This window comes from Gottfriedia acidiceleris (genome assembly GCF_002128425.1).
Lineage (GTDB): Bacteria > Bacillota > Bacilli > Bacillales > Bacillaceae_G > Gottfriedia > Gottfriedia acidiceleris.
In genome coordinates, this window is record NZ_NESS01000019.1 from 31173 (window position 1) to 55593 (window position 24421).

Sequence of the window (24421 nt, forward strand, 5' to 3'; positions counted from 1 at the left end):
AAAATGAGACCGTCAAAAAGATGACGGTCATTTTTGGCATATGAAAGTATAAATTGGCGGAGAAGAAATTTCAAACTTCCTCAAAGCCTTGCCAATTGGAGAGTTTTCTTTATTGATTTTTAACTTCATTAAGAGCTTCAGTATTTGATTTACTTGGAGCAAAATAACCTTCTGAATTAACTGCAGCAGGTATAGGTTGCCCTTTATTTTTGTTTTTCTTTTTAACATGTGGATTTTGATTATGACCCATCAATATCACCTCCAAATTTAGTATGTGCTACAATTCAAACTTACTTTCGAAATTGTTATTAACAATAAGTGGGAAGAATTTTGCTATGCAATTTTCTTCTCTTTTTGGCTATTCCTTTTAGACCGGTTTAGAATTAGTAAAGCTAAAATTGAAAAGAAGATTGGACCTGCTATCATCCAGATTGTTGAGTTATAATCACCTTCAATAGCCGGTTGAATAATCGTAAAAAAGTTTGCAAATCCAACTACTAAAATAACGAGAATGCTCGCAAATAAAGCAGATGAATTTGACTTTAAAATTTGAAATGGCTTATCGACTTGATCATTTCTTTTAAACATTGGATACGCAATACCTAAAAATATATAAGGTAAAGTCATTGAAACATTCGTCATTAAAGTTATTTTATTAAAAAATGATGATGCTCCTTCACCGCCGAATGACGTTAGGACAATAATGATTGAAACAATTGAGAATTGTACCCACATTGCATTTACAGGCATACCTTTTTCATTTGTGTCTGAGAATTTAGTCGGCCATAAGTATTTTGGTGTGCCTTTAATGATTGTTTTTAATGGTGCATAAATTAATGTGAAAAATGCTCCTGTGTAAGCAAGAAACATTGATAAACCAGTAATTCTTGCAAACCAAATACCTATTTGATCGGCAGTATGTGCCGATGAATTAAAAGCTTTTCCAAGCTCTAATCCTAAATTGTACATAAGTACATATGTTATGTTCCCTAAATTAGTTGTGCTAGCACTTAAATCATTTGACCAGTTAATAAAAATACCTACTAAAAAAATACCTAACGAATAGCCTACTGAAATAATAATTGCTGAAATTGTAATTCCCTTTGGAAAGTTTCGTTCAGCGTTTTCTGTTTGATCTACTAACCCGCCGATTGCTTCTAATCCGCCATATGCAAAGATTGCGAATACAACAAATGACAATATTGCAAGGGTAGTAAGATAATTTGGATTTGGTGAGTGAGCAAATGCTGATGAAAAACTTTTAATTGGCTGTGCAAATTTTCCTCCATTAAATATAAAAATAATGATACTGGTAATTAGTAACACTATATTTAATGAGAAAACAGTAACCCCTCCAATGGTTGTAACTTTGCTAATACTTTCAATTCCCTTTGAAGCAAAATATGTCACGACTAACATCCAAAGTAATGCTAATAAACCAATCGATTGAGTAGAAGAAAGTCCAAATAATGAAAGGGATTGTGTTTTATCTCTACCAAAAATAAATGTTGATAGTGGAATCCAAACCTTTGAAGAGACACTAACCATATAAATTACATAGGATGAGAACCACATAAATGTACCGATGAAAGCGAATTTAGGTCCAACTGAATCGGCCATCCATGTATAAATTCCACCTTCAGAATGCTTATAGGCAGCTCCGAACTCAGCCATCATAAAAGCAAAAGGAATAAAAAACGTAATAGCTGAGAGTAAATACCATGGAATCGCACTATATCCCATTAAATAAAAAGCGGTAGGTATATTTCCGAAACCATATACAGTTGTAAATACCATTAATATTAATCCAACAAGTGAAAGTTTTTTACTCAAAATCACACCTCATTAAATAGTCGATTATATATGAATATAAATATTTTCTTCAATAATCGCCGAAATTATTAGGGCATAACAAACGGTCTTTAGTTTTACTAATTTTTTAGAAATAATATGGAATAGTTTCATTCAATTTTTCAAACGCTAAGTTGATTATTAAATACTAAAAAATGGTTTGCTTGAAAGAGAAAGGATGAAATAAATGAGCTTTAATGAAGTAGCATTAAGAGTTATATGCTCATTTTTTGTTTTATTTATATTAACGAGATTAATGGGGAAGAAGGAGATTAGTCAATTAGATGTTTTTACATTTATAACGGCCATTACAATAGGGAATATAGCCGCATCAATTTCGGCAGATAAAACATTAGATATTGAGGATGGGATTATTGGATTAGTTGGCTGGGCAGTTTTAACGATTATAATGGGGTATTTAAGTTTAAAATCTAAGACTGCACGAAAGATTATACTTGGGGAACCAATTATTTTAATTAGACAAGGAAAAATTATGGAAAATGCCTTAAAAAAAGCTAGATTAGATACAGAGCAATTTCAAGGAATGCTTCGTAATGAAAATATCTATTCGTTGAAAGATGTAGAATATGCTATTTTTGAAATTGATGGCAGCCTATCTATAATGGAAACAAAAGATGTTAAAACGAAAAAAAATAAAACATGGAAAAAAACTTTATTATTTCCAACTTCAACAGCAGTGGTATCTGACGGGGAAGTAAATGAAGATGCATTATCAAATTTAAACTTAGATAAAAAATGGTTAATGGCTCAACTCGAAAAGGTAGGTATAAAATCAATTTCTGATGTGTTTTTTGTTGAAGTACAAACCGATGGGACATTATATATCGATCTCCAAGATGATCATTTCAATGAAGAAGAAAGTTAATTGACTCACATCCTAAAGTGGATATGAATCAATTAACTTTTTTTAAAAATTATTCGTAAATAGGTACCCAGCCCTCTGTAGTAACAAACAATCGAACTGCTACTACTTTACGATCCTCTGCTAATGTGAAGTAGTGGCGTACATTAGGTGGTACAGAAATTAAATCACCAGGATTCAAATTAACATGGAAAAAGCCTTCATTTCCTTCGATAATAAACGTACCGTGACCACTAACTATGAAGCGAACTTCGTCATCTGTATGGTGATGCTCACGGTTGAAGTTTTTAAGTAATTCATCAAGATTTGGAGTTGCTTCTGAAAGAGTAATAATATCACTCGCTAAATAGCCACGTCTTGATGAAATACTGTCGATTTCAGCTTTAAATGTTTCAAGAATCGCTGCTTTTTCATCATCTGATAAAATAAATTTTTCTTGCAACGAACTATGTAATTGTTCGATATTCCAATTTTCATAAATTACACCTTGTTCTTCTAAATATGCTTTTACTTCAGCATCACTTGTAATATGAAAATCCTTTTTTTCTACCCAAATTGTTGCCATTCTCAATTCCTCCTAATTAATTTTTTATAAATAAATTTTTTGGTATACTTTGTAATGCGTATTGAAATAGAAACTCATAAGCTTCTAAATGTTTTTTAGCCTCAAACGCTGATTCGGCCCATACTGTTATACCATGATTATGAATTAAAACAGCACCATGATCATTCTTAATATGTGGAAGAAATTCGTTTGCAAGTGTAGGGATATGCGCATGATTTTTTATGATTGGAATTGTAATTTCTGCATCTTCTTCCCATAGCCCTAGAGCTTTTATAATTTCAATACCTGAAAAAGATAACTCATCCTCGTATGGAAAATCCTTTGTAATAAAGTTATTTGCTAAAGTGTGGACGTGAAGAACGCATTTTGCATTTGTGTGTTGATAAATTAGACGATGTAAAATGGCTTCAGCTGATGGTTTTTTTGATTCATCCCAGACAGATTGGTCAAATTCATTAACGAGTAAAAAATCGTCATAAGTATGTTTCGTTTTATCTTTACCACTTGTTGTAACTAAAAAGTTTAAAGGTTCATCATTTACTTTAATTGATAAATTTCCGCTAGTTCCTAAAAACCAATCACGATCAGCAAGTACTTTTTTTACTTCACGGATTTCATCATAATGTTTGAAAAAGTCCTTCATACTAGCACCTCCTTCTCTAATGAAGCTCGAATATCATAGAAATTTTCAAAAGGAATGTAAGGTAAAGATAGTTCTTCGCATTTATCTTTTAAGAAATCTCGAGCAAAAATTAAGTTGGCTTCTTTTGCAATTTGTAAGTCAGTAATTGAATCGCCAATGACAATAATAAAATCATTTGCTTCACTAAACTTTCTTTTAACTGATGGCTTACACATTCCACAATCATTCGTACAGTTTTCATCACAAGAGTGATCCCAATGAATTTTTACAGTTTGACCTGTAAAGTCAGTACGATTACATAAAATATCTGCAGGTGGTAAGTAATCTGCTAATATAGGATGAACGAAAAAATCTAGTCCGCCACTTACAACTTTTAACTCATATTGTTGACCACTTACAAATTGAATAAAATCGCTAAAACCTTCTCGAATGACAGTACGATCGATGACAAAATCGGTCATTTCCTGTTTTTTCGTTGAAAGAATTGTAGCAAACATTTTCTCTACACCTTCTCGAATTGATATCTTGCCGTTTAATACGTCACTTGTTAATTCACTTACTGAAGGAGGAGCAAATTCTTTAATTAAATTAACGATATTGTCTCCCTCGGTAATTGTTCCATCAAAATCACAAAAAATCTTTATTGCCATTGTTGTTTACCCCCAAAGTTGTAGTGCTTTTTGTAGTGATGTATTTGGAAGTGCGTAGTCATTTAGCTCAACTCCAGACAATGTTGCTGAAATTGCTTCTCTAAATGCATTACCTCCACCAATTGGTCCATCCGGATGACCATGAACACCACCGCCAGCGTTGATGACTTGCTCAATTCCAAAATCTTGAATTAGTTGAGGCACTAGTCCTGGATGAATTCCAGCAGAAGGTACTGGGAATGTCTCTTTTAATCCATTTGATACGGTTAAATTTTCAGCGATTTTTAAAGTTGTCTCTTTTTGTAATGCAACTGAACCATATGGTGAAGGGAAAAGACTAAAATCTGCACCCGCAATTCGTAAAAGTTTACCTAGTAATAATCCTGCGTCAATTCCATAAATTGGAGAGGATGTAAATGCACCCGAAACAGCAGGATGAGCCATAATTGGAACATTAATTGATGGGTCTTCTACCAAACCTTGTAGTACATCAATTCCATAAGAAAACACATTTAATAAAAATACATCAGCACCAGCTTCAGCAGCACGTAATGCTTTTTCTTTTAACTCATATGTACGGCCAGTTAAATTCACGGCGTATAATGTTTTGTGTCCTGTTTTCTCATAAACTTGGTTCAAAATATTTTTTCCGTGAGTAACACGATCTGTAATAGATGTAATCGTGTCAAAAAGAATCTCGTCATCTTTTATTAAATCGACCCCACCTAAAGCTTGCTTTTTTAATTCCTCTGAAATGTATTGAATATCTCTGCCGATAATTGATTTAAAAATGCTCATTAATAAAGGTCGATCATATACATCCAATTTCTCTCGAATGCCTTTAATACCAAATTTTGGACCGGCAAATAGAGCTAAAATGTCATCTGTAAAGTTTAAATCGATTAGTTTAATTTCACCATCAAGTGATAGCTTTCCAAAGACAGTTGTTAAAATAGCTGGAAGATCAGCTGAAAAATTTAAGCTAGGATAATAGATTTCAATAATCCCTTTTGTTGGTTTATACTCTAAAAAGTTAACGATATTTTCTTCACATTCTATTTCACGAACTGAAAGAACTTTGCCCTTATGCTTTTGTAATTGAATTTGATCATTTTGCGGTAAAGATGTCCATGAACCAACCGTTAAACCTAGAGCAATTGACTCTGCTTTTTTTTCTAAATGATGATTTTTATCATAAACTTGGTAAGTTGCTATTACTCCACTCATTTAAAAAACCTCCAATAGTTTTAATCAAACAAAAAACCTCTCCACTAAGGAGAGGTTTACCTACACCTTATCTGTCAGCAAAATGCTGCGAGAATTAGCACCGTACTAGTTAACTAGCCGGTTGCCGGGTTTCATCGGGCTCGGTCCCTCCACCTACTCTGAATAAAGTTAATATTTAATTTTGAATAGTTAATATAATCGCATTATTTCATGAACAATCACAATTGTCAAACATTAAATTTAGAAAATATTTCAATCTCTTTTAATCTAGCGACAGCTTCTTTGAGTCTATCAGTACCTGACAATAGGCCGACTCTTACATAACCTTCACCATGCTCTCCAAATCCATTTCCAGGAGCGACTGCAATATGTGCTTTTTCTAGTAATAGATCAGCAAATTCCTGAGATGTAAATCCTGCTGGAATTTTCAACCATGCAAAAAAAGAACCTGCAGGTGCAGTTACGTCCCATCCGATTTCGTGACAACCGCTAATAAATACATTTCTACGCTCTTCATATAGTGCTAATAATTGTTTTACACTTTCTTGGGATTTGGTTAATGCAACAGCGGCAGCTTCTTGAACAGCAGGGAAGATGCTAACGTAAAGATGATCCTGTAATAGATTAATTGCTGCAATGGCTTCTTTATTTCCAACTGCAAAACCGATTCTCCAACCAGCCATATTATAAGTTTTAGAAAGGGTATAAATTTCAATACCGCATTCCTTTGCTCCAGGCGTTTGAAGATAACTTAAAGGTTTTTTGCCATCAAAACCAAATGCGCCGTAAGCAAAATCATGACAAACTGTAATATCATTATTTTTTGCAAGCTCAACAGTTTCTTTAAAAAATTCTTCTGTTGCTACAGCCCCTGTAGGATTATTTGGATAATTAATAAATAATATTTTACTAGCATCCAATACATCTTGAGGAATTAATTTATAATCTGGTAAAAACTGATTTTGTTCAAGTAAAGGGAGCGTATATGGTATTGTTTTTGAAAGGGATATACCAGATAAATAGTCTGGATATCCTGGGTCTGGAACTAAAATTGTATCTCCCGCGTCACATAAACAAAGTGGTAGCTCAACTAATCCAGCTTTTCCACCGAATAAAATTGCTACTTCTTCCTCTGCGTCTAAATCAACATCATACTCTCGTTTATAAAATTCTACAACTGCATTTTTTAAAGAGCTCATCCCTCTAAACGGAGAATAACGATGAGTTAAAGGGTTTTCAACAGATTGTTGTAATGCTTTTATAATATGGTCGGGTGTAGGCTGATCTGGATTTCCTTGACCAAGATTAATAACATCATGACCATCACCTATCGACTGATTCACTTTTTGAACTAGTGAAGCAAAAAATTGTTTTGGTAGATTGTTTAATAGTTTACTATGATTCAAGTTAATCACTCCAAAAATATAATGAATTTAAGTTGATTAGATCGTTTCTTATTCGAATGATTTTTATGAACGACTGTTGCAATAACTTTCACCATCATATATGCTCGATTTAAAAATGTCTATAAAATTTAGAATAGGGTGAATAAATTGTGATTAAAATTGCGTGTATTCAATCAGACGTTATTTTAGGTGAATCTAAGTCTAATTTAGAGAAAATGAAAGCTCAAATAAACAAAGCTGTCAAAGAAAATATTCATGTAATCGTATTACCGGAGTTATGGACAACAGGTTATTGTTTAGAAGAAATTGGCTTGCACACTGGTGAACAAGAAGCGGTTATTTCTGAACTTCAGTCGATCGCAAAATCAAATAACGTAACTTTAATTGCTGGTTCATTCCCAATCGCAAGAGAAAATGGTGTTACGAATACGTTAATTGTTATTAGCAATACTGGCGAATTAGTAAAAACTTATGATAAAGTGCATTTGTTCCAGCTAATGAACGAACATCACTATCTTCAAGCAGGGGAAACAGATGGACTTTTTGAAATCGATGGATTAACTGCTGCAGGTTTTGTTTGCTATGATTTGCGTTTTCCTGAATGGATTGGTGCTCATTCTCAAAAAAATGCAAAAGTTTTATTTTTTGTTGCCCAGTGGCCAATTCAAAGAATGAATCACTGGGAAATCTTATTAAAAGCAAGAGCTATTGAAAATCAATGTTATGTTGTTGCTTGTAATCGAGTAGGGAAGGATTTAGCTAATACATTTGGTGGTGGATCATTGATCATTGACCCTTGGGGTGAAGTAATTTCGAAAGGCAGCACAAATGAAGAAATCGTGATTGGCGAAATTGATCCGAAAAAAGTTGATGAAATACGTGGTACGATCCCTATTTTTGAAGACAGAAAAGAAGAAATTTACAAAAAATTTTAAAAAAGTAATTGACAAATTAAAAATCTATAAACTAAAATACGATTATAAAATCAAATATGCGAACTCTTATTTTGAGTAGGCGGAGGGATTTGGCCCGACGATGCCCAGCAACCGACCGTAATACCATTGTGAAATGGGGCGTATTGTACGCCTGAGCTTAAATGCTCAGTAAGGCACGGTGCTAATTCCAACAGAAAAGAAATTTTCTGGTAGATAAGAGACGAAAGCCAATTAGTATTGCCTCTTTTCGTCTCGGAAAAGAGGCTTTTTATTTTGTGAAAAATCAAGGGAGATGAATAGAATGACTGTTATTGAACGAAAAGAATATAGACCATTAACAGAAGCAACTGCCATTACATATATACAAAAACTTGGATATTTTAAGAATGAACTATGTGAATGTGTAGAAATCGGGGATGGAAATTTAAATTTAGTGTTTAAAATTAATCCAGTGGGAAGCGAGAAGGGGTTAATTATAAAACAGGCTCTACCATATGCAAAAGTTGTCGGTGAAAGCTGGCCACTTACATTAAATCGAGCAACGATCGAGAGTAATGCGACAAAAATATACAATGAGTTAATCCCATTACATTCGCCAAAAATTTTAGAACATGACGAAGATCAAGCTGTAACTGTAATGGAGGATCTTTCTCACTTACAAATATTACGAAAAGGTCTCATAGAGAAAAAAAGTTATCCGTTTTTAGCTGAGCATATTGGTGAATTTTTAGCAAAATCATTATTCTTCACTTCGGACTTTGGAACTTCACCAGCTAAGAAAAAAGAGTTAGAGTATCTTTTTAATAATCCAGACTTATGTGATATAACAGAAAATCTTGTTTATACAGATCCATTTTTTAACAGTGAAACAAATAGTTTTGAAGAAGAATTAACAGATGAAATTCAAGAGCTTTGGAATGATGCAGATCTACAAATTGAGGTTGCGAAACTAAAATTAGATTTTTTATCGAAAAAAGAAGCTTTATTACACGGTGATTTACATACGGGAAGTATTTTCGTATCTGCAACAGAAACAAAAATAATTGACCCAGAATTTGCATTTGTAGGACCAATCGGATTTGATTTAGGTCAAATTCAGGCAAATTTACTTTTTCAACTTTTCAGCCGTACTGAACTAAAAGACGAAATTATCGAACACATTTTAAACGTTGAAAAAGTTTTTAATGAAACATTTATTCGACTATGGGAAGAACACAGTGTTAGACCGTTTAATCAATTAGCACTAATTAAAGAAAAACTAGAAGGCTATTGGGTGGATGCTATTGGGGTTATAGGATGTGAATTAATCCGTAGAAGTATCGGTCTTGCTCATGTTGAAGATATTGATGCACTGGAACATAACCAAAAAATTGAAGCGAAGAAAAAAGTCTTAAAATTCGGAGTTTATTGTATAAAAAATAGATTTACTATTGGGAATATTGGGAATTTAATTAGTGGATTGGAGTAATAATCGATGACTACATTACAGCAAATACCTGAATCATTACAATGGAACGGTGAAAGTTTAAAAATTTTAGACCAAACTAAATTACCAACTGAAATACACTATTTTGTTGCAACGACATTAGTAGATGTACGTGAAGCAATCGTAAAATTACAAGTAAGAGGAGCACCAGCGATTGGTCTAGCAGCTGCATATGGACTTTATTTAGGTGTTCGAGAAATTGAAACCAAACAGATTGACGAATTTCATCATCAAGCAAGAATCTTAGCGGATGAACTAATTAGTGCTAGACCCACTGCAGTAAATTTAGCATGGGCAGTACAAAAGCTAATTACTTCTAGTAAAGAAGCAAAGACAGTAACCGAAGCTAAATTAATTATCATGGAAGAAGCGATTAAATTACATGTAGCAGATGAATCAACTTGCAAAGAAATCGGTGAAAACGCCTTAACATTATTACACGATGGTGCTGCCATATTAACTCATTGCAATGCAGGTAGTATTGCAACAAGTCGATACGGAACAGCATTAGCTCCACTTCACTTAGCAAAAGAAAAAGGCTGGGAAATTTCAGCTTATGCAACAGAAACAAGACCAGTATTTCAAGGTGCAAGACTAACATCTTGGGAATTAAACCAAAGTGGTATCCCGGTTACATTATTAACTGATAATATGGTCGGTTACTTATTACAAAACAAAAAAGTTGATGCAGTTATTGTTGGAGCCGATCGCATTACTGCAAATGGGGACACTGCAAATAAAATTGGAACATTGCAATTAGCGATTTTAGCTAACTTTTATCAAATTCCATTCTATGTAGCTGCTCCTTTATCAACAATCGACTTATCAATCGAATCAGGAAATGAAATTGTAATTGAACAACGCGATCGTTCTGAAGTAACGCATATCGGAAATGTTCAAATTGCCCCTGAAGGAATCGATGTACTAAACCCAGCGTTTGACGTGACGCCGAATGAATTAATAACGGCGATTATTACAGAAAAAGGAATTGTTTCTAGTGATTTTAAAGAAACGTTTGAAAGTTGGGGGCAAGAGTAATTGAATTGAACTAAAATAAACATTCTTCTATAGCAAAAGTCCCTCAATAAAAAGTTGAGGGACTTTTAGTTGAAAAAGTTTACTTCTTCCCTAGGAAATAGTTAAAAAGAGCAATTTTTCTTATACGATTTTAAAAAGTAAGTTGAGGGTCTATGTACTCGCTTTCCAGTTTTGAAATATTCGTTTAAGTAAATCGTAACCTACTATTAATATAGAAATAAATAAAAATGAGCTTCTCGTCATTTACTTGAATTAAAATATATGAAAACTTGTTTAGTTATAATATTTTTGAAAAGATTGAAAGCAAATGAGTTAATAATAGAAGAAAAAACATCTTGTAGGAAAATATAGGATGTTTTTTTATACTTTTCAAATACATAACAACATAGCATTATATCAAAGAAATAATAAAGGAATTACATCAAAGTTTTGATATAAAGGAGCTAAGCAAATGGGGAAGAAAGTGTTATTCTTCGGCGATGTAGGAATTGATGATGCGATTGCTTTGGTTTATGCACGATTAACAGAAGAGATTGATATAATTGGGATTGTGGCGGATTATGGGAATGTATCTAAAAAAGAAACGACTAGGAATGTTCGGTTTTTACTTAAAAGATCAGGAAAAGAATATATTAAAGTCTATGGAGGTGCCGAGAAGCCAATGACGGGAGAAATCCCAACCTATTACCTCGATATACATGGTCCGTTCGGTTTAGGTCCAATCGATCCAGGTTTAAAGTTAGAGAACTTAGAAAATTTTTGTGATGTGATCAATTTGATTGAGCAATATAAGGATGAACTAATTATTGTGAATACTGGGAGGTTAACCTCGCTAGCCACCTTGTTTATCTTATACGAGGATCTGATGAAAAGTGTGAATTCTTACTATATTATGGGCGGGGCCTTTTTATATCCTGGAAATGTTACACCAATTGCAGAAGCGAATTTTCATGGAGATCCGATCGCAGCTAATATCGTAATGAAGTATGTAAAAGGTGCATATATTTTTCCGTTAAATGTAACGCAAAATGGCATAGTTACTCCTGCAATGGCCAATTATATTCACTCTAAAGGGAAAACCGATCTTGTAAAACCATTATTAGATTACTATTATTTCAACTTTTATCAAAAGAAGGTACCGGGCATACAAGGGAGTCCAGTACATGATGCGGTAACACTCATGGCAGTCATTCGAAGCGATTTATTTACATTCTATCAATCTGCTGTTGTAATTGATTCAACCGATGTGGCTAGAGGTCAAAGTATTGCAGATTTTCGAGTAACAGATACTCCTGAGAAATTTGATGGGAGACCACAACAACATATCGCAATAGGCTTAAATTATGAAGGTTTTTATAAGGATTTTATGTCAATTATGACTGGTGAGAAATTTTAGATTAAAATGTATTAGAGAAAATATTCGAAATACGATTCATACTTTAGTGGTTAAAGCAATCGTTTAATTTAAATTTAGAGTTAAGATCGGATGGGACAGATATAATATATGAAGTGATTAATCAAAATAAGGACAAAAATGGTAAGAAAATGAAAAATACTTTGCTTCTATGTAATAAAATAGGTGTTTCCATTTTGAACGTTAATTGAATACAAACTGTCATAATCTCCAAACTAAGGGAGATTATTTTTTTTTAATAAACATAGTAGAATTTTAACTAATATTGCATAGAATAAAAAACAAATATTTTCATGTTAGATTTTCTAACATCGTATTGACAGATTATCTAACATGAAATAAAATACTTATAGATGAACGAAAGGAGCATTGCTATGAATGATCAAGTAAGACGCTCAACGCCACTTTTCCCAATCGGAATAGTCATTTCGTTAACTGAATTATCTGCAAGACAAATTCGATATTATGAAGAGCATGATCTAATTCGACCAGCTCGTACAGAAGGTAATCGACGATTATTTTCTTTCAATGATGTCGATCGCTTATTAGAGATAAAAACTTTTATAGAACAAGGCTTAAATTTAGCAGGAATCAAAGAAGTACTCAATTTAAAATCGTCAGAAAAATCCAAAGAAACAATTGTTCAACAAGTCATTGTTGAAAAATCAATATCAGATGAACAGCTTCGAAAAATGCTTCGTCAAGAGTTATATCAAAATGGTAAGTTAGGTAAAACTTCTTTACGCCAAGGAGATATGTCTCGATTCTTTCATTAAGTTATTGATTAAATCCGGATTATTCTAGCTTTTATATTTATATGGGGGGAAATATAAATGAAAAAGGAAACGATTTTAAATAGTGTAAAAGAACACTGTCTAGAGTTTGTACAGTTATTTTTTACAGATGTAGAAGGGGTATTCAAACATTTAGAACTACCAATCACACAAATTGAAAAAATACTTAATAATGAAACTATGTTTGATGGCTCTAGTATTAACGGTTTCACAAAAATTGAAGCAAGTGATATGATGCTTTTCCCAGATTTGAATACTTGGAAAGTCGACACTAACGAAAAAGTTGGACTCTTCATTTGCGATGTTTATTATCCAAATGGCACACCTTTTGAAGGTGATCCAAGAAATGTGCTTAAACGAGCAATTGAAAAAGCGACTGACAAGGGATTTACTTCATTTAATGTAGGACCTGAACCTGAATTCTTCCTATTTACTAAAGAAGGAAATCAGCTAGTTCCAAATGACAATGGTGGATATTTTGATGTAGCCCCCCTAGATAAAACAGTTACAATTAGACGTGAAATTACGAAAGCACTTCAGGCGTTAGGGTTAGAAGTTGAGGCCCTGCATCACGAAGTTGCGATCGGTCAACATGAGATTGATTGGAAATACGCACCAGGATTACAAACAGCTGATAATATTCAATTATTTAAATATACAGTTAAAACAATTGCTGAAAAAAATGGTTTAGTTGCTACATTTATGCCAAAACCAATTTTTGGAGAAAATGGCTCAGGTATGCATTGTCATATGAGTCTAGGAAATGATAATGGTAATGCCTTTTATGATCAGCATGATTCAATTGGATTATCTGAAACAGCACGACAATTTATTGCAGGTGTTTTAACACATGCTCGTGCAAATGCTTCAGTTACAAATCCGACAGTTAATTCATATAAGCGTTTAGTTCCAGGCTATGAGGCACCAGTTTATGTAGCTTGGTCACAAAGTAATCGTACTTGTACAATTCGTATACCGGCTGCAAGAGGTGCTGGTACAAGAATCGAAATACGAAATCCAGACCCATCTGCAAATCCTTATTTAGCTTTAGCTGTATTATTATCTGCAGGCTTGGATGGTATTGAAAGAAAATTAACACCACCGGTCGAACGTAGTGAAAACCTGTATTTGATGGATGATGTAACTAGAAAAGCAGAAGGCATTGAAACATTGCCTGGAAGCTTACTTGAAGCAGTTACAGAACTTGAAAACAGTGAATTTTTACAGCAAGTTTTAGGGAAACACGTATTTTATTCATTCCTTCAAAACAAAAAAGAAGAATGGGATGCATATCGATTACGTGTATCAGAATGGGAGAAAGAAACATATTTAAACTGCTAATCACTAAATTTAAAATAAAAAAATAGAAAAGTGGAGTGGAATAGTTCTACTTTTCTATTTTAAAGTGTGTTAGACTAATTTTGTTTGTTGCATACGAAAGGGGAACTTTTATAATGGCTAAGTTTACTAAAGAAGATATTTTCCGTATTTCAAAAGAACAAAACGTAAAGTACATACGTCTACAATTTACGGATTTACTAGGAATTATCAAAAACGTTGAAATTCCAGTAAGTCAGCTTGAAAAAGCTTTAGACAATAAAATGATGTTTGACGGTTCTTCAATTGAAGGATTCGTTCGTATCGAAGAATCAGATATGTACTTATTCCCTGATTTAGACACTTGGGTAGTATTCCCATGGACTGCTGAAAAAGGAAAAGTAGCTCGTTTAATCTGTGATATTTACAATGCAGATGGTACTCCATTTGAAGGAGATCCTCGTAATAACTTAAAACGTATGTTAAAAGAAATGGAAGCTTTAGGCTTCACAGATTTCAACTTAGGACCTGAGCCAGAATTCTTCTTATTTAAATTAGATGAAAAAGGCGAACCAACACTTGAATTAAACGATAAAGGTGGTTACTTCGACTTAGCACCTACTGATTTAGGTGAAAACTGCCGTCGTGATATCGTACTTGAATTAGAAGAAATGGGCTTTGAAATTGAAGCTTCTCACCACGAAGTAGCTCCAGGACAACATGAAATTGATTTCAAATATGCTGGTGCAATCAAAGCTTGTGATGACATTCAAACATTTAAATTAGTTGTAAAAACAATCGCTCGTAAACACGGTTTACACGCAACATTCATGCCAAAACCATTATTTGGTGTAAACGGTTCTGGAATGCACTGTAACTTATCATTATTTACAAATGGTAAAAACGCATTTTACGATGAGACTGGAGAGTTAGGTTTAAGCGAAACTGCACGTCACTTTATCGCAGGTATCTTAAAACACGCACCAAGCTTTACAGCTGTAACAAACCCAACTGTAAACTCGTACAAGCGTTTAGTACCAGGCTATGAAGCTCCATGTTACGTTGCTTGGTCTGCAAGAAACCGTAGTCCACTAATTCGTATTCCTGCATCTCGTGGCTTAAGCACACGTGTAGAAGTACGTTCAGTTGACCCAGCTGCAAACCCATACTTAGCATTATCAGTACTATTAGCAGCAGGCTTAGACGGAATCAAAAACAAATTAGAAGCTCCAGCTCCAGTAGACCGTAACATCTATGTTATGTCTAAAGAAGAGCGCGAAGAAGTTGGAATCATCGATTTACCAGCAACTTTAGCAGCTGCACTTGACTTATTAAAAACTGACGAAGTAATCGTAGGTGCTTTAGGATCACACTTATTCGAACACTTCGTTGAAGCAAAAGAAATTGAATGGGATATCTTCCGTACTCAAGTTCACCCTTGGGAAAGAGATCAATACATGTCAGTATATTAATCAAATCAACCCTTGACGCTATTTGCGTTGAGGGTTTTTTATTTATCGGGCATTTTTCGTATAATTTAAGATTTCTAAAAATGCCCGATAAATGCCCGGTAAATTATTAAAAATTAAAGTGAATTTTTTAAGTGCTCCTCAAATTTATTCATTGAATCTATATCAATTTTTTTACTAACATGAGAGTAGACATCAGATCCAATTTCATTTTTATTAAAAAGTCCTGTCGTTTTTGTCAAAGAAACGCTGCTAAAGGACAGATGCAAAGTGTGTAATTCCAAAAAAGAAATGATACTAAATCATCTGAAATTTATAACAACATTAAATTTTAATTTTGTACTTGATTCATTTAGGACAAAGGTGTATATTAATTGACATATCAATGATTGACCTATCAATTATTGATATATCAATGATTATTAACAGTTAATAATCATTAATCTTATTTTTTGGAGGTAGCGCGTGCCCAAAACAAAAGAAACAGAAGTATTATCACTATTAAAAGAATTAAAAGTTCAAATAGAAACAACATTTGAAAAATGTATGGGTATTAGTCAATCACGATTAGAAATTTTAAATCAATTGTTTGAGTACGGTGAAATTAGTCAATCTCAACTTCAAAAAACTTTAAAGATTGATAGTGCTGCAATTACTAGACATTTAAAACAACTTGAGTTAAATGGAAAAATCACTAGAAGAAAGTGTGAGACTGATAACAGAATAACCTTAGTTAGATTAACACAAATGGGACAAGATCAAATGTCTTGTTTATGGAAAGAAAAAGTAGAGTTTGTCGAGAACATGCTTATTGGCTTTTCAAATGAAGAAATTGACTTAACACTTGAATATTTAAACCGTATACAAATAAATATGAACCATATCAATTCAAATCGAGATAATCTAAAAGATAATTAAAAATTAGTAAAGAGGAGAATACAACAATGACTACGACAATATTAACTAATAATTTTAACGATATTTTAAAAGGAAGACGCTCAATCCGTAAATATGATACAAATCTTAAAATCCCAGTGGAGGAAATGCATGAAATAATAGAAACAGCTACTTTAGCTCCTTCTTCAGTAAACATGCAACCATGGAGATTTTTAGTAATTGAAAGTGATGAAGCAAAAGCTATATTAGCTCCATTAGCTCGATTTAATCAATCACAAGTTGAAACTTCTTCTGCGATGATTGCCCTATTTGGGGACTTAAATAATTTTGACTATGCTGAAGAAATATATGGTCGTGCAGTTGAATTAGGTTATATGCCAGCAGACGTTAAAGAGAAGCAACTAGAAACACTTAGTGGTTTCTTTGCAAACAGTACAACAGAGCAAATGAAAGATACTGTTTTAATTGATGGTGGATTGGTAGCAATGCAATTTATGCTAACTGCTCGTGCTTATGGTTATGACACTTGTCCAATCGGTGGCTTCGAAAAAGACAAAATTGCAGAAGCATTCGGTATGGATAAAAACCGATATGTTCCTGTTATGTTGATATCAATTGGTAAAGCAGTTGATGCAGGATATCAATCTGTGCGTTTACCAGTTGAACGTGTAGCAGAGTGGAAATAAAAAATAAAAATAATATATAAAAAACACAATGAAAAGAAGGTAAATATCATGATTATTATCCATGCGAAAATGACGATTGATACAGCAAAAGAAACGTTATTTTTAGAGGGAATGACCTCGCTATTAGAATTATCAAGAGCAGAAGAAGGTAATCTTTCATACGATTTGACAAAACAAACGGATAGGGAAAATGAATACATCATGGTCGAAATTTGGCAAGATTTAAATGCTGTAACTGCACATAATACAAGTGCTCATTTTACAGCGTTTGCAAAAAAAGCTAAAGATTACCTTACAGCGCCTATTCAAATAAATATTTATGAAGCAAATAAAATAAAGTAATTTATCAAAAATAAAATTGTGTTAGAAAATATACAAGAAGAGAAAAATCTAGTTAAAACGTATAATTAATCTATAAGAGCCAGTAATAAATTAGGGTCGTAATGTAAATTAAACCTATCTTAAGTCTAGAGTGTTAATGACTAAACACTCTCTTTTTCAATCTTTTTTTAACAACATGTGCACCTATACCAACGTTTTATCGCTACCCTGGCTCATCTTTCTTGAATTTGAAAATGAGGAAACTATTACCTTCTCTTTTGAAACTTCAAAGCCTTTCTAAAGATTTAAATTATCATCATAAAAATTAAACACGGCCCCAAAAATAAAGAGGGTTCCCCTATTTTTAGGACACCCTCCTATCTCTTTTTAGTAATTCGTAGTTTTCGCTAATTCTGAATGATTGGGTCAGCAACACGAGTTAAAAAGAAAATACCAAAATAACAAATATAATAATTAGATTAAATACACCTAAATGACCTGTAAGGAGTATATGACGAAAGACGTCAACGAAGCGTTTATTACGATTATTAAAAATGAAGGTGCAATGATCTATGCAGCTGAAGCGTATCTTAAAGTTATGCAGAAGCAAGGGCGTTATCAACGTGATGTGTATGAATATAAAAAGGTTTTATAAATATGGTATTTTGTAAAAAAGTAACCCTTCATTCCGGATGGTATTAAAGGTTACTTTTTTTATATTATTAGCCGAAATATATTGGTTAACTGACCATAAACTACTGTTTTGATTCTAAAGTAAAAAATTAAATGTTTTTTCACATATTCAATCAACAACAAATCACATTTTTCAGTGCATATCTTAAATAAAAAAAGAATAAAAGTAAAACTGTAGAAATAAATAAATGTACGATTTGGGTAGCACATCATTTACTTTTTATAAGAGGAGAACGTTTTTAATTAAGGGGGGAGAAAAGTTGAGTTATATAGATTCATTAATAGATCGACAAGTATTTGTACTTTTATCTGGAGATATTGCTTTTGAAGGTATTTTAACAGATGCAGGACAAGACATACTTGTATTATATAATGGACAAAAATATTATTATATTCCTTGGATTCATGTTCATCGAGTACATTTATGTCAACATGTTAAAAATAAGGTAAATACCCCTAATGAACCTTCAATTGCAAATGAAATTGAATCAATATCCTACAGAAAAATTTTAACAAATGCTAGAGGGATCTTCTCAGAAATATATGTTACGGGTAATTTAACATTTCATGGTTATATTACAAATGTTCTAAGTGACTATATCGTTTTTTATTCTCCTGTATTTAAAACGATGTATATCTCATTAGCTCATTTAAAGTGGCTCTCACCTTACCACGATAATGTGACACCATATTCAATTGATAATGCAAACTTTCCAATTAATCCATCGAATATATCCCCTGTGCGCTCATTTGAATCTCAATTAAAAAAAGCAGAAGGAAAGCTCGTTATTTTTGATGGTGGGAATGATCCAATGAAAATTGGTTTGCTTAATACGATTGAAAATAGTGTAATTGAACTATCAGTTGCAAGTGGAGAAATCGTCTATTTAAGACTTAACCATGTAAAGTCCGTTCATTTACCTTAACTAAAAAATATCAACGATTTGATCCAGAATGATTCAATGATATATGGATTTTACTGACATCTTTAAAGAGATGCTCTTTTCCTAGAGCTTCTCTTTTTTTATTTAATCGTCAAAGCATAATATAAACTAAATAAAAAATTACTAGTTTAAACGACTAAAACTCAATGTCTTGCTCAATTAAGTTAACTCAAAAGTTGGTGGTATATCTTCTAATTACGATATTTGATGTACCCTTACTAAGGGCAATTGTCATTATAGTCATTTATCTCTATGGGACATTTGTATTATATAGGTAAAACACCCATCTTTCATATTTTAATGAAATAACCTAAAACATGATTGTTATATTTGAATAATAATATAACAAATGGACAAGTTTCATTGGAAAATATTTTATAAGAAGGTGAGTTTTATTGAATTTCGAGATTCTAATAAGTGCTAGTGTTTTTCTATTAACAATGGCGGTTATTTTTTGGAGACCAAAAGGTTTAAATGAAGCATGGCCTGCTGCAGTTGGAGCAGCCATTATTTTAGTAACTGGGATCGTAACAAAAACTAATTTAATTGATATTGTGCACAAAATTGGTGAAGCTTCTATTACAATTATCGCAACGATTGTAATGGCGATTATTTTAGAAAGTTTTGGGTTTTTCCATTGGTCTGCAGCTAGGCTAGCAAGTTTAGCAAAAGGGTCAGGGCGCAGATTATACTGGTATATTCAGCTTTTGTGCTTTTTGATGACACTGCTGTTTAATAATGATGGTAGTATCTTAATTACAACTCCGATTTTAATTCTCCTATTAAAAAATTTACGGTTAAAACCACATCAACAAATCCCATATCTTCTCAGCGGAGCATTAATTGCTACAGCTTCCAGTGCACCGATCGGTGTAAGTAATATCGTAAACTTAATCGCATTAAAAATTGTTCATATGACTCTTTATATGCACACGGCTATGATGTTTGTCCCTGCAAGTACAGGATTACTTTTTATGTCATGGCTAATGTACATGGTATTAAAAAATAAATTACCAGAACGATTGCCAGTGTCTACAGATGATATTGAAGAGTCATTTTTTATTAAAAACTTTCATCCTTTAAAAGGAAAAATGTCAGTAGAAACAAAACAAAAAAGAACAAAATTTATGTTAAAGGTACTAGGATTTGTTTTCCTAATGCGCTGCTTATTATTCGTCGCTTCATTTCTTGGAATACCGATTCAATATGTAGCAGTTTTAGGTTCGCTCGCCTTATTAACTTGGAGATGGTATCACTTACGGACAAGCCCTGTTGATATATTGAAAAAGACGCCTTGGCATATTTTAGTCTTTGCATTTTCGATGTATGTGATTATATATGGTCTCCATAACGCTGGTTTAACTGCAGCCTTAGTAGAATTCTGTGAACCAATCGTTAATCAAGGGTTATTACAAGCAAGTTTTATTATGGGTGGATTAGTTTCAATCCTATCTAATTTGTTTAATAATCATCCTGCTCTAATGGTTGGAACCATTACATTGACAGAAATGGGGCTTGATCCAATTACATTAAAGACGATTTATCTAGCTAATATAATCGGTAGTGACATTGGATCACTATTACTTCCTGTAGGTACTTTAGCATCCCTAATTTGGATGCACATCTTAAAACAAAATAAAATTAAAGTAAAATGGAGGGATTATCTAAATGTATCATTAATCGTCATCCCATTAACAACAATCGTAACGCTATTTCTACTATTTTATTGGGTGCAATTAATTTTCGCCTAATAAACAATATCAATCTACTAGAAAGAGGAGATGCAGGTGAGTGATGTACAATCATTACTTGGAGAAAAAATTTATGTGCAATTATCAGGTGGGAATTATTTTGAAGGGATTCTAACTGATTATGGTAAAGACGTCTTAGTTTTATACAATGGGCAAAAATATTATTATATTCCATGGTTTCACGTCCATAGGGTTAATCTTAGTAACAACTTTAAAGATAAAATAGATGAGCCTATTACACCTTCAATTGCAGAAGATATTGGGACAGTATCTTATCGAAAAATATTAATGAATGCAAAAGGAATTTTTGCTGAAATTTATGTTTCTGGGAACATCACATTTCATGGGTATATTACAAACGTATTAAGTGACTATATCGTGTTTTATTCACCAGTTTTTAAAATGTTATATATCCCATTAGCGCATTTAAAATGGCTAACACCATACGATCATAATGCACATCCCTATAACTTAGAAATCGAATTATTACCAGTAAATCCATCTAATATGCCATTTTCACGTTTAATTGATTCACAATTAAAAAAAGAAGAGGGGAAATTTATCGTATTTGATGGAGGGCTTGATCCAATGAAAATTGGATTGCTCAAGAGAGTGGAGGATGGTGTAATTGAATTAGTAGCTGCAAATGGAGAGATAACATTATTGAGACTTAATCATATTAAATCTTATCACATACCATAGCCGATGAATTTCGTAAAAAGATTTTTTATCTTCCACTTCATTGCCAATCTTCTTCCATTAATTACACTGATGTTTCTTCCGGTTTTCATTATCACAAATGATGTGGATCTATTTGAAAAACTAATTTTTAGGAGAGTATATATGTCAGTATAGTAATTAAATCGACCTTTGACGTTTTGGCGTTGAGGGTTTTTCTATTATCGGGCATGGTCCCGCTTGAATCAGAAATTGATTTACATTTTATTTAAGAAAATAGCCTTGAATTAGATAAATGTACAACGGGAATTATGTTACGAAAAGAGGCTGTTTTGGCCATAACATGAGACGAAAATTATGAAACAAGGCTGGGCAAGTTATTGGCATATAAGAATAATGCGTGAATTAAATCTTGATTCAAATGAAGCAATCGAATACGCAAAACTAAATGCAGGAGTAGTTCAACCTTCTAAAACAAGTATTAACCCGTATTATTTAGGACTAAGAATGTTTGAAGATATTGAAGAGCGATATAATGATCCCACGAAAGAAATGAGAGAATTAGGTGTTAAACCTGGCAGCGGTAGAGAAAAAATGTTTGAAGTACGTGAGTTAGAGTCTGATAGTTCCTTTATACGAAACTACTTAACGAAAGACCTTGTCATGCGTGAAGATATGTATCTATTCCAGCGACAAGGTAAGGAGTATAAAAGTTACTGATAAGGCATGGGAGAATGTACGAGATCAACTTGTAGTTAGTAGAGTAAATGGAGGATTCCCTTATATTGTATTTCAAGAAGGGGAGTATTTAAAAAATGGTGAGCTTTATTTGAAGCATTCCTATGAAACTATGGAGCTTGAGGTGAAGTACGTTGAGAAGGTAATGCCTTATATTCATCAGTTGTGGGGTAGAGGGGTTCATTTAGAGACGAATATTGAGAATAAGTCTGTGTTGTTTAGTTATGATGGAAAGAATATTCATCGGAAGTATATTTGAGACCACCTTTTATAGGTGGTTTTCTTTATGGATTAGAAAGTATAGAATTCTTTTTCGGTAAGTGAACCTTATGTAACTACCATGAAAAAACCTTACGGTATCCATGTGAAAAATTGCATAACTAAAGAAGACGTCTTAAAAGGCGTCTAGCAGTAAAAAATATATTAGTGGTTGATGGATTAAGAGACTTCTTCGATCGATACAGAATACCCTAATTTTTCGAGTCTTCGAACTGAATAACGGACCATTGATGCTTCTTTTTGTTTGTCAAAATAATCTTCTCCTAAGTCTCTGTACATTTCTTTCCTGGTCAGAAGATAATAGGCGATTCTTAACATGGCATGTGCTACTACTATTCCTGCTCTTTTCCTACCTTTTCGTGCTGCTGTTCTTCGATACATTGCTCCAAGGTAGTTTTTGGATGCACCCACAGAATGTGCGGCTTCAGTTAAGGCTGCTTTAAAATACTTGTTGCCTTTTTTGGATTTAGTTGATTTCCTTTTACCAGCGCTTTCATTATGTCCAGGAACTAATGCTGCCCAGGAACATAATCGGGGTGCACTCCCAAACTGGTTCTCTAGATCTGTTCCAATTTCGGCGAGTATCTGTTCAGCCATACGTGTAGCGATACCTGGAATTGAGTCCAGTCGTTCTATGTCTTCTTGATAAGAGCTTACTCTTTGGGTTACTTCTAAATCGAGTTTTTCAATTTGTTCAGTTAGAAAATCAATGTGAGTTAATATTGTTTTCAGCATCATACGTTGATGAGGATTAACATAACCTCGTAGAGCGAGCTCAAGTTCATCCTTTTTTCGTTTTAATGAGCGACGAGCCATACTTGCTAGTTTCGTAGGATCTTCTTCTCCATCTGCAATAGCGTAAAGCATTTCTTTAGATGAAACACCCATAATATCTGAAACAACAGAGCCCAGTTTAATATTCGCACCTTCCAGTACTTTTTGAATTCTATTAAGTTGTCTAGAGCGTTCTTCAATTATACTTCTACGATATCGAACTAGTTCTCTTAATTCGCGTTGTTGTCGATTGGGAATGAAGCTGGCTGTTAGTAACCCATGACGGAGAAGTTGGGCAATCCATTCTGCATCTTTTACGTCAGTTTTTCGTCCAGGAGCTTTCATATGTTGTGCATTGACGACAAAAACTTCTAAATCTTCAGCTTCAACTAAATTAACAATGGGTTTCCAATACACACCTGTACTTTCCATTGCGACATGGGTACACCCATGTGATTTTATCCAATCCATCAATTTTATTAAAAATATTGTTTTCGTTGAAAACGTTTGAATCTCCTTTCCTTCTGGTGTCATAATACAGGCAGTAATGTTGTCCTTGTGAACATCCATTCCGCAAACTCGTTCAATGATAACTTCCATTGAATTCATCCTTCCTTTGGCTTTAAAAGTAGGGGCTGGTGCAAAAATCAGAATAGGATTAATCTACCATGAGTGCTTCCCGTAAGGGAGCGACAGACTGTGATGCACCGTGATCGTTGGAGTCAGACTAAATGATGGGCTCTAATGGCACCATAGTTGATCGACCTTCCTCACCCAGCCATAGAAGCAGTATTGACGATTTTTATTCTTTTTCATTCGCTGTGGTGCAGCGCTTGCGCTGCATGGGTGGCTAAATGGCAGATTAGTTGTGCGAAATGTTTCTAGCTTAAATAGAGAATGGTTACATTACTCTGGTAAAGGCTAGACAGTTCCTTTCGGAATTGAAGGATTATATCGAAGAATCAAATGATTGGGTAACGCC

23 protein-coding genes, 1 pseudogene and 2 riboswitches are annotated in these 24421 nt (G+C 33.3%); of the genes and pseudogenes, 16 read left to right on the forward strand and 8 right to left on the reverse strand.

All coding sequences use genetic code 11. The features are described 5' to 3' along the window. Positions 1-109: 109 nt before the first annotated feature. Positions 110-250 (reverse strand): hypothetical protein, encoded by a 141-nt coding sequence (locus B6K90_RS23890; protein ID WP_167555459.1) that lies wholly within the window; start codon positions 248-250, stop codon positions 110-112. Between the two features lie 83 nt (positions 251-333). Then, a complete protein-coding gene (gene yjeM, locus B6K90_RS21295; protein WP_235821882.1) occupies positions 334-1833 on the reverse strand; it encodes a glutamate/gamma-aminobutyrate family transporter YjeM in 1500 nt (499 codons plus the stop codon). 205 nt (positions 1834-2038) lie between these two features. Between yjeM and B6K90_RS21300 the strand changes: the two genes are divergently transcribed. After that, entirely contained in the window at positions 2039-2737 is a 699-nt protein-coding gene (locus tag B6K90_RS21300; protein ID WP_088014734.1) for a DUF421 domain-containing protein, read from the forward strand. A gap of 49 nt (positions 2738-2786) precedes the next feature. Here B6K90_RS21300 and B6K90_RS21305 read toward each other — a convergent pair whose 3' ends face one another. The 5 genes from B6K90_RS21305 to B6K90_RS21325 all read right to left on the reverse strand — a co-directional run bounded on the left by B6K90_RS21305 (position 2787) and on the right by B6K90_RS21325 (position 7234). Then, on the reverse strand, positions 2787-3299 hold the full coding sequence (locus tag B6K90_RS21305) for a cupin domain-containing protein (RefSeq protein WP_088014735.1): 513 nt from the start codon (positions 3297-3299) through the stop codon (positions 2787-2789). 16 nt (positions 3300-3315) lie between these two features. After that, the gene (locus B6K90_RS21310; protein ID WP_088014736.1) at positions 3316-3942 is read right to left on the reverse strand and encodes a methylthioribulose 1-phosphate dehydratase; all 627 of its coding nucleotides are present in this window, start codon (positions 3940-3942) and stop codon (positions 3316-3318) included. Then, positions 3939-4592, reverse strand: a complete 654-nt coding sequence (locus B6K90_RS21315) for a 2-hydroxy-3-keto-5-methylthiopentenyl-1-phosphate phosphatase (RefSeq protein WP_088014737.1) — start codon at positions 4590-4592, stop codon at positions 3939-3941. The genes B6K90_RS21310 and B6K90_RS21315 overlap by 4 nt, the downstream gene beginning before the upstream one ends. A 6-nt stretch (positions 4593-4598) precedes the next feature. Further along, on the reverse strand, positions 4599-5819 hold the full coding sequence (locus tag B6K90_RS21320) for a 2,3-diketo-5-methylthiopentyl-1-phosphate enolase (RefSeq protein ID WP_088014738.1): 1221 nt from the start codon (positions 5817-5819) through the stop codon (positions 4599-4601). Between the two features lie 64 nt (positions 5820-5883). Further along, positions 5884-5988: riboswitch (SAM riboswitch) on the reverse strand. 58 nt (positions 5989-6046) lie between these two features. After that, complete coding sequence (locus tag B6K90_RS21325; protein ID WP_088014739.1) at positions 6047-7234, reverse strand: pyridoxal phosphate-dependent aminotransferase; 1188 nt, start codon at positions 7232-7234, stop codon at positions 6047-6049. A 143-nt stretch (positions 7235-7377) separates the two neighbouring features. Here B6K90_RS21325 and B6K90_RS21330 point away from each other — a divergent pair, with 143 nt between their 5' ends. The 15 genes and pseudogenes from B6K90_RS21330 to B6K90_RS21395 all read left to right on the forward strand — a co-directional run. Beyond that, the gene (locus B6K90_RS21330; RefSeq protein WP_139840779.1) at positions 7378-8160 is read left to right on the forward strand and encodes a carbon-nitrogen family hydrolase; all 783 of its coding nucleotides are present in this window, start codon (positions 7378-7380) and stop codon (positions 8158-8160) included. A 63-nt stretch (positions 8161-8223) separates the two neighbouring features. Then, positions 8224-8380: riboswitch (SAM riboswitch) on the forward strand. An 81-nt stretch (positions 8381-8461) separates the two neighbouring features. Beyond that, the gene (mtnK, locus tag B6K90_RS21335) at positions 8462-9628 is read left to right on the forward strand and encodes an S-methyl-5-thioribose kinase (protein WP_088014740.1); all 1167 of its coding nucleotides are present in this window, start codon (positions 8462-8464) and stop codon (positions 9626-9628) included. Between the two features lie 6 nt (positions 9629-9634). Continuing rightward, positions 9635-10684 (forward strand): S-methyl-5-thioribose-1-phosphate isomerase, encoded by a 1050-nt coding sequence (mtnA, locus tag B6K90_RS21340; protein WP_088014741.1) that lies wholly within the window; start codon positions 9635-9637, stop codon positions 10682-10684. A gap of 451 nt (positions 10685-11135) precedes the next feature. Continuing rightward, positions 11136-12080 carry a nucleoside hydrolase gene (locus B6K90_RS21345; RefSeq protein ID WP_088014742.1) on the forward strand — a complete coding sequence of 315 codons (945 nt, stop codon included), beginning with the start codon at positions 11136-11138 and terminating at the stop codon, positions 12078-12080. Positions 12081-12472: 392 nt separating this feature from the next. Next, positions 12473-12874, forward strand: coding sequence for a MerR family transcriptional regulator (locus B6K90_RS21350; RefSeq protein ID WP_088014743.1), 402 nt, complete (start codon positions 12473-12475; stop codon positions 12872-12874). Positions 12875-12931: 57 nt separating this feature from the next. Beyond that, positions 12932-14233, forward strand: a complete 1302-nt coding sequence (locus B6K90_RS21355; protein ID WP_167555460.1) for a glutamine synthetase family protein — start codon at positions 12932-12934, stop codon at positions 14231-14233. 113 nt (positions 14234-14346) lie between these two features. After that, positions 14347-15681 carry a type I glutamate--ammonia ligase gene (gene glnA / locus B6K90_RS21360; RefSeq protein ID WP_088014744.1) on the forward strand — a complete coding sequence of 445 codons (1335 nt, stop codon included), beginning with the start codon at positions 14347-14349 and terminating at the stop codon, positions 15679-15681. Positions 15682-16143: 462 nt separating this feature from the next. Next, the gene (locus B6K90_RS21365) at positions 16144-16596 is read left to right on the forward strand and encodes a MarR family winged helix-turn-helix transcriptional regulator (protein WP_235821885.1); all 453 of its coding nucleotides are present in this window, start codon (positions 16144-16146) and stop codon (positions 16594-16596) included. Between the two features lie 26 nt (positions 16597-16622). After that, positions 16623-17261: a nitroreductase family protein gene (locus tag B6K90_RS21370; RefSeq protein WP_088014745.1), complete on the forward strand. Its 639-nt coding sequence runs from the start codon at positions 16623-16625 to the stop codon at positions 17259-17261. Positions 17262-17309: 48 nt separating this feature from the next. Then, positions 17310-17603, forward strand: a complete 294-nt coding sequence (locus tag B6K90_RS21375) for a putative quinol monooxygenase (protein WP_088014746.1) — start codon at positions 17310-17312, stop codon at positions 17601-17603. Between the two features lie 490 nt (positions 17604-18093). Beyond that, positions 18094-18237, forward strand: a complete 144-nt coding sequence (locus tag B6K90_RS23895; RefSeq protein WP_167555461.1) for a hypothetical protein — start codon at positions 18094-18096, stop codon at positions 18235-18237. A 298-nt stretch (positions 18238-18535) separates the two neighbouring features. Next, the gene (locus B6K90_RS21380) at positions 18536-19201 is read left to right on the forward strand and encodes a DUF2642 domain-containing protein (protein WP_088014747.1); all 666 of its coding nucleotides are present in this window, start codon (positions 18536-18538) and stop codon (positions 19199-19201) included. Positions 19202-19614: 413 nt separating this feature from the next. Then, on the forward strand, positions 19615-20970 hold the full coding sequence (locus B6K90_RS21385) for an arsenic transporter (protein ID WP_088014748.1): 1356 nt from the start codon (positions 19615-19617) through the stop codon (positions 20968-20970). Between the two features lie 36 nt (positions 20971-21006). Further along, positions 21007-21672, forward strand: a complete 666-nt coding sequence (locus B6K90_RS21390; protein ID WP_088014749.1) for a DUF2642 domain-containing protein — start codon at positions 21007-21009, stop codon at positions 21670-21672. 321 nt (positions 21673-21993) lie between these two features. After that, a pseudogene (locus B6K90_RS21395) lies at positions 21994-22645 on the forward strand (SpoVR family protein); the annotation flags it as partial. A 179-nt stretch (positions 22646-22824) separates the two neighbouring features. Here B6K90_RS21395 and B6K90_RS21400 read toward each other — a convergent pair. Beyond that, positions 22825-24039: an IS110 family RNA-guided transposase gene (locus B6K90_RS21400; protein WP_088014750.1), complete on the reverse strand. Its 1215-nt coding sequence runs from the start codon at positions 24037-24039 to the stop codon at positions 22825-22827. Between the last annotated feature and the right edge of the window lie 382 nt (positions 24040-24421).

Excerpts from the sequence above, each read along its gene's own strand:
- B6K90_RS23890 (WP_167555459.1), bottom strand. The coding sequence starts at position 250 with ATGGGTCATAATCAAAATCCACATGTTAAAAAGAAAAACAAAAATAAA.
- B6K90_RS21300 (WP_088014734.1), top strand. The coding sequence starts at position 2,039 with ATGAGCTTTAATGAAGTAGCATTAAGAGTTATATGCTCATTTTTTGTT.
- B6K90_RS21305 (WP_088014735.1), bottom strand. The coding sequence starts at position 3,299 with ATGGCAACAATTTGGGTAGAAAAAAAGGATTTTCATATTACAAGTGAT.
- B6K90_RS21310 (WP_088014736.1), bottom strand. The coding sequence starts at position 3,942 with ATGAAGGACTTTTTCAAACATTATGATGAAATCCGTGAAGTAAAAAAA.
- B6K90_RS21315 (WP_088014737.1), bottom strand. The coding sequence starts at position 4,592 with ATGGCAATAAAGATTTTTTGTGATTTTGATGGAACAATTACCGAGGGA.
- B6K90_RS21320 (WP_088014738.1), bottom strand. The coding sequence starts at position 5,819 with ATGAGTGGAGTAATAGCAACTTACCAAGTTTATGATAAAAATCATCAT.
- mtnK (WP_088014740.1), top strand. The coding sequence starts at position 8,462 with ATGACTGTTATTGAACGAAAAGAATATAGACCATTAACAGAAGCAACT.
- mtnA (WP_088014741.1), top strand. The coding sequence starts at position 9,635 with ATGACTACATTACAGCAAATACCTGAATCATTACAATGGAACGGTGAA.
- B6K90_RS21345 (WP_088014742.1), top strand. The coding sequence starts at position 11,136 with ATGGGGAAGAAAGTGTTATTCTTCGGCGATGTAGGAATTGATGATGCG.
- B6K90_RS21350 (WP_088014743.1), top strand. The coding sequence starts at position 12,473 with ATGAATGATCAAGTAAGACGCTCAACGCCACTTTTCCCAATCGGAATA.
- B6K90_RS21355 (WP_167555460.1), top strand. The coding sequence starts at position 12,932 with ATGAAAAAGGAAACGATTTTAAATAGTGTAAAAGAACACTGTCTAGAG.
- glnA (WP_088014744.1), top strand. The coding sequence starts at position 14,347 with ATGGCTAAGTTTACTAAAGAAGATATTTTCCGTATTTCAAAAGAACAA.
- B6K90_RS21370 (WP_088014745.1), top strand. The coding sequence starts at position 16,623 with ATGACTACGACAATATTAACTAATAATTTTAACGATATTTTAAAAGGA.
- B6K90_RS21375 (WP_088014746.1), top strand. The coding sequence starts at position 17,310 with ATGATTATTATCCATGCGAAAATGACGATTGATACAGCAAAAGAAACG.
- B6K90_RS23895 (WP_167555461.1), top strand. The coding sequence starts at position 18,094 with ATGACGAAAGACGTCAACGAAGCGTTTATTACGATTATTAAAAATGAA.
- B6K90_RS21400 (WP_088014750.1), bottom strand. The coding sequence starts at position 24,039 with ATGGAAGTTATCATTGAACGAGTTTGCGGAATGGATGTTCACAAGGAC.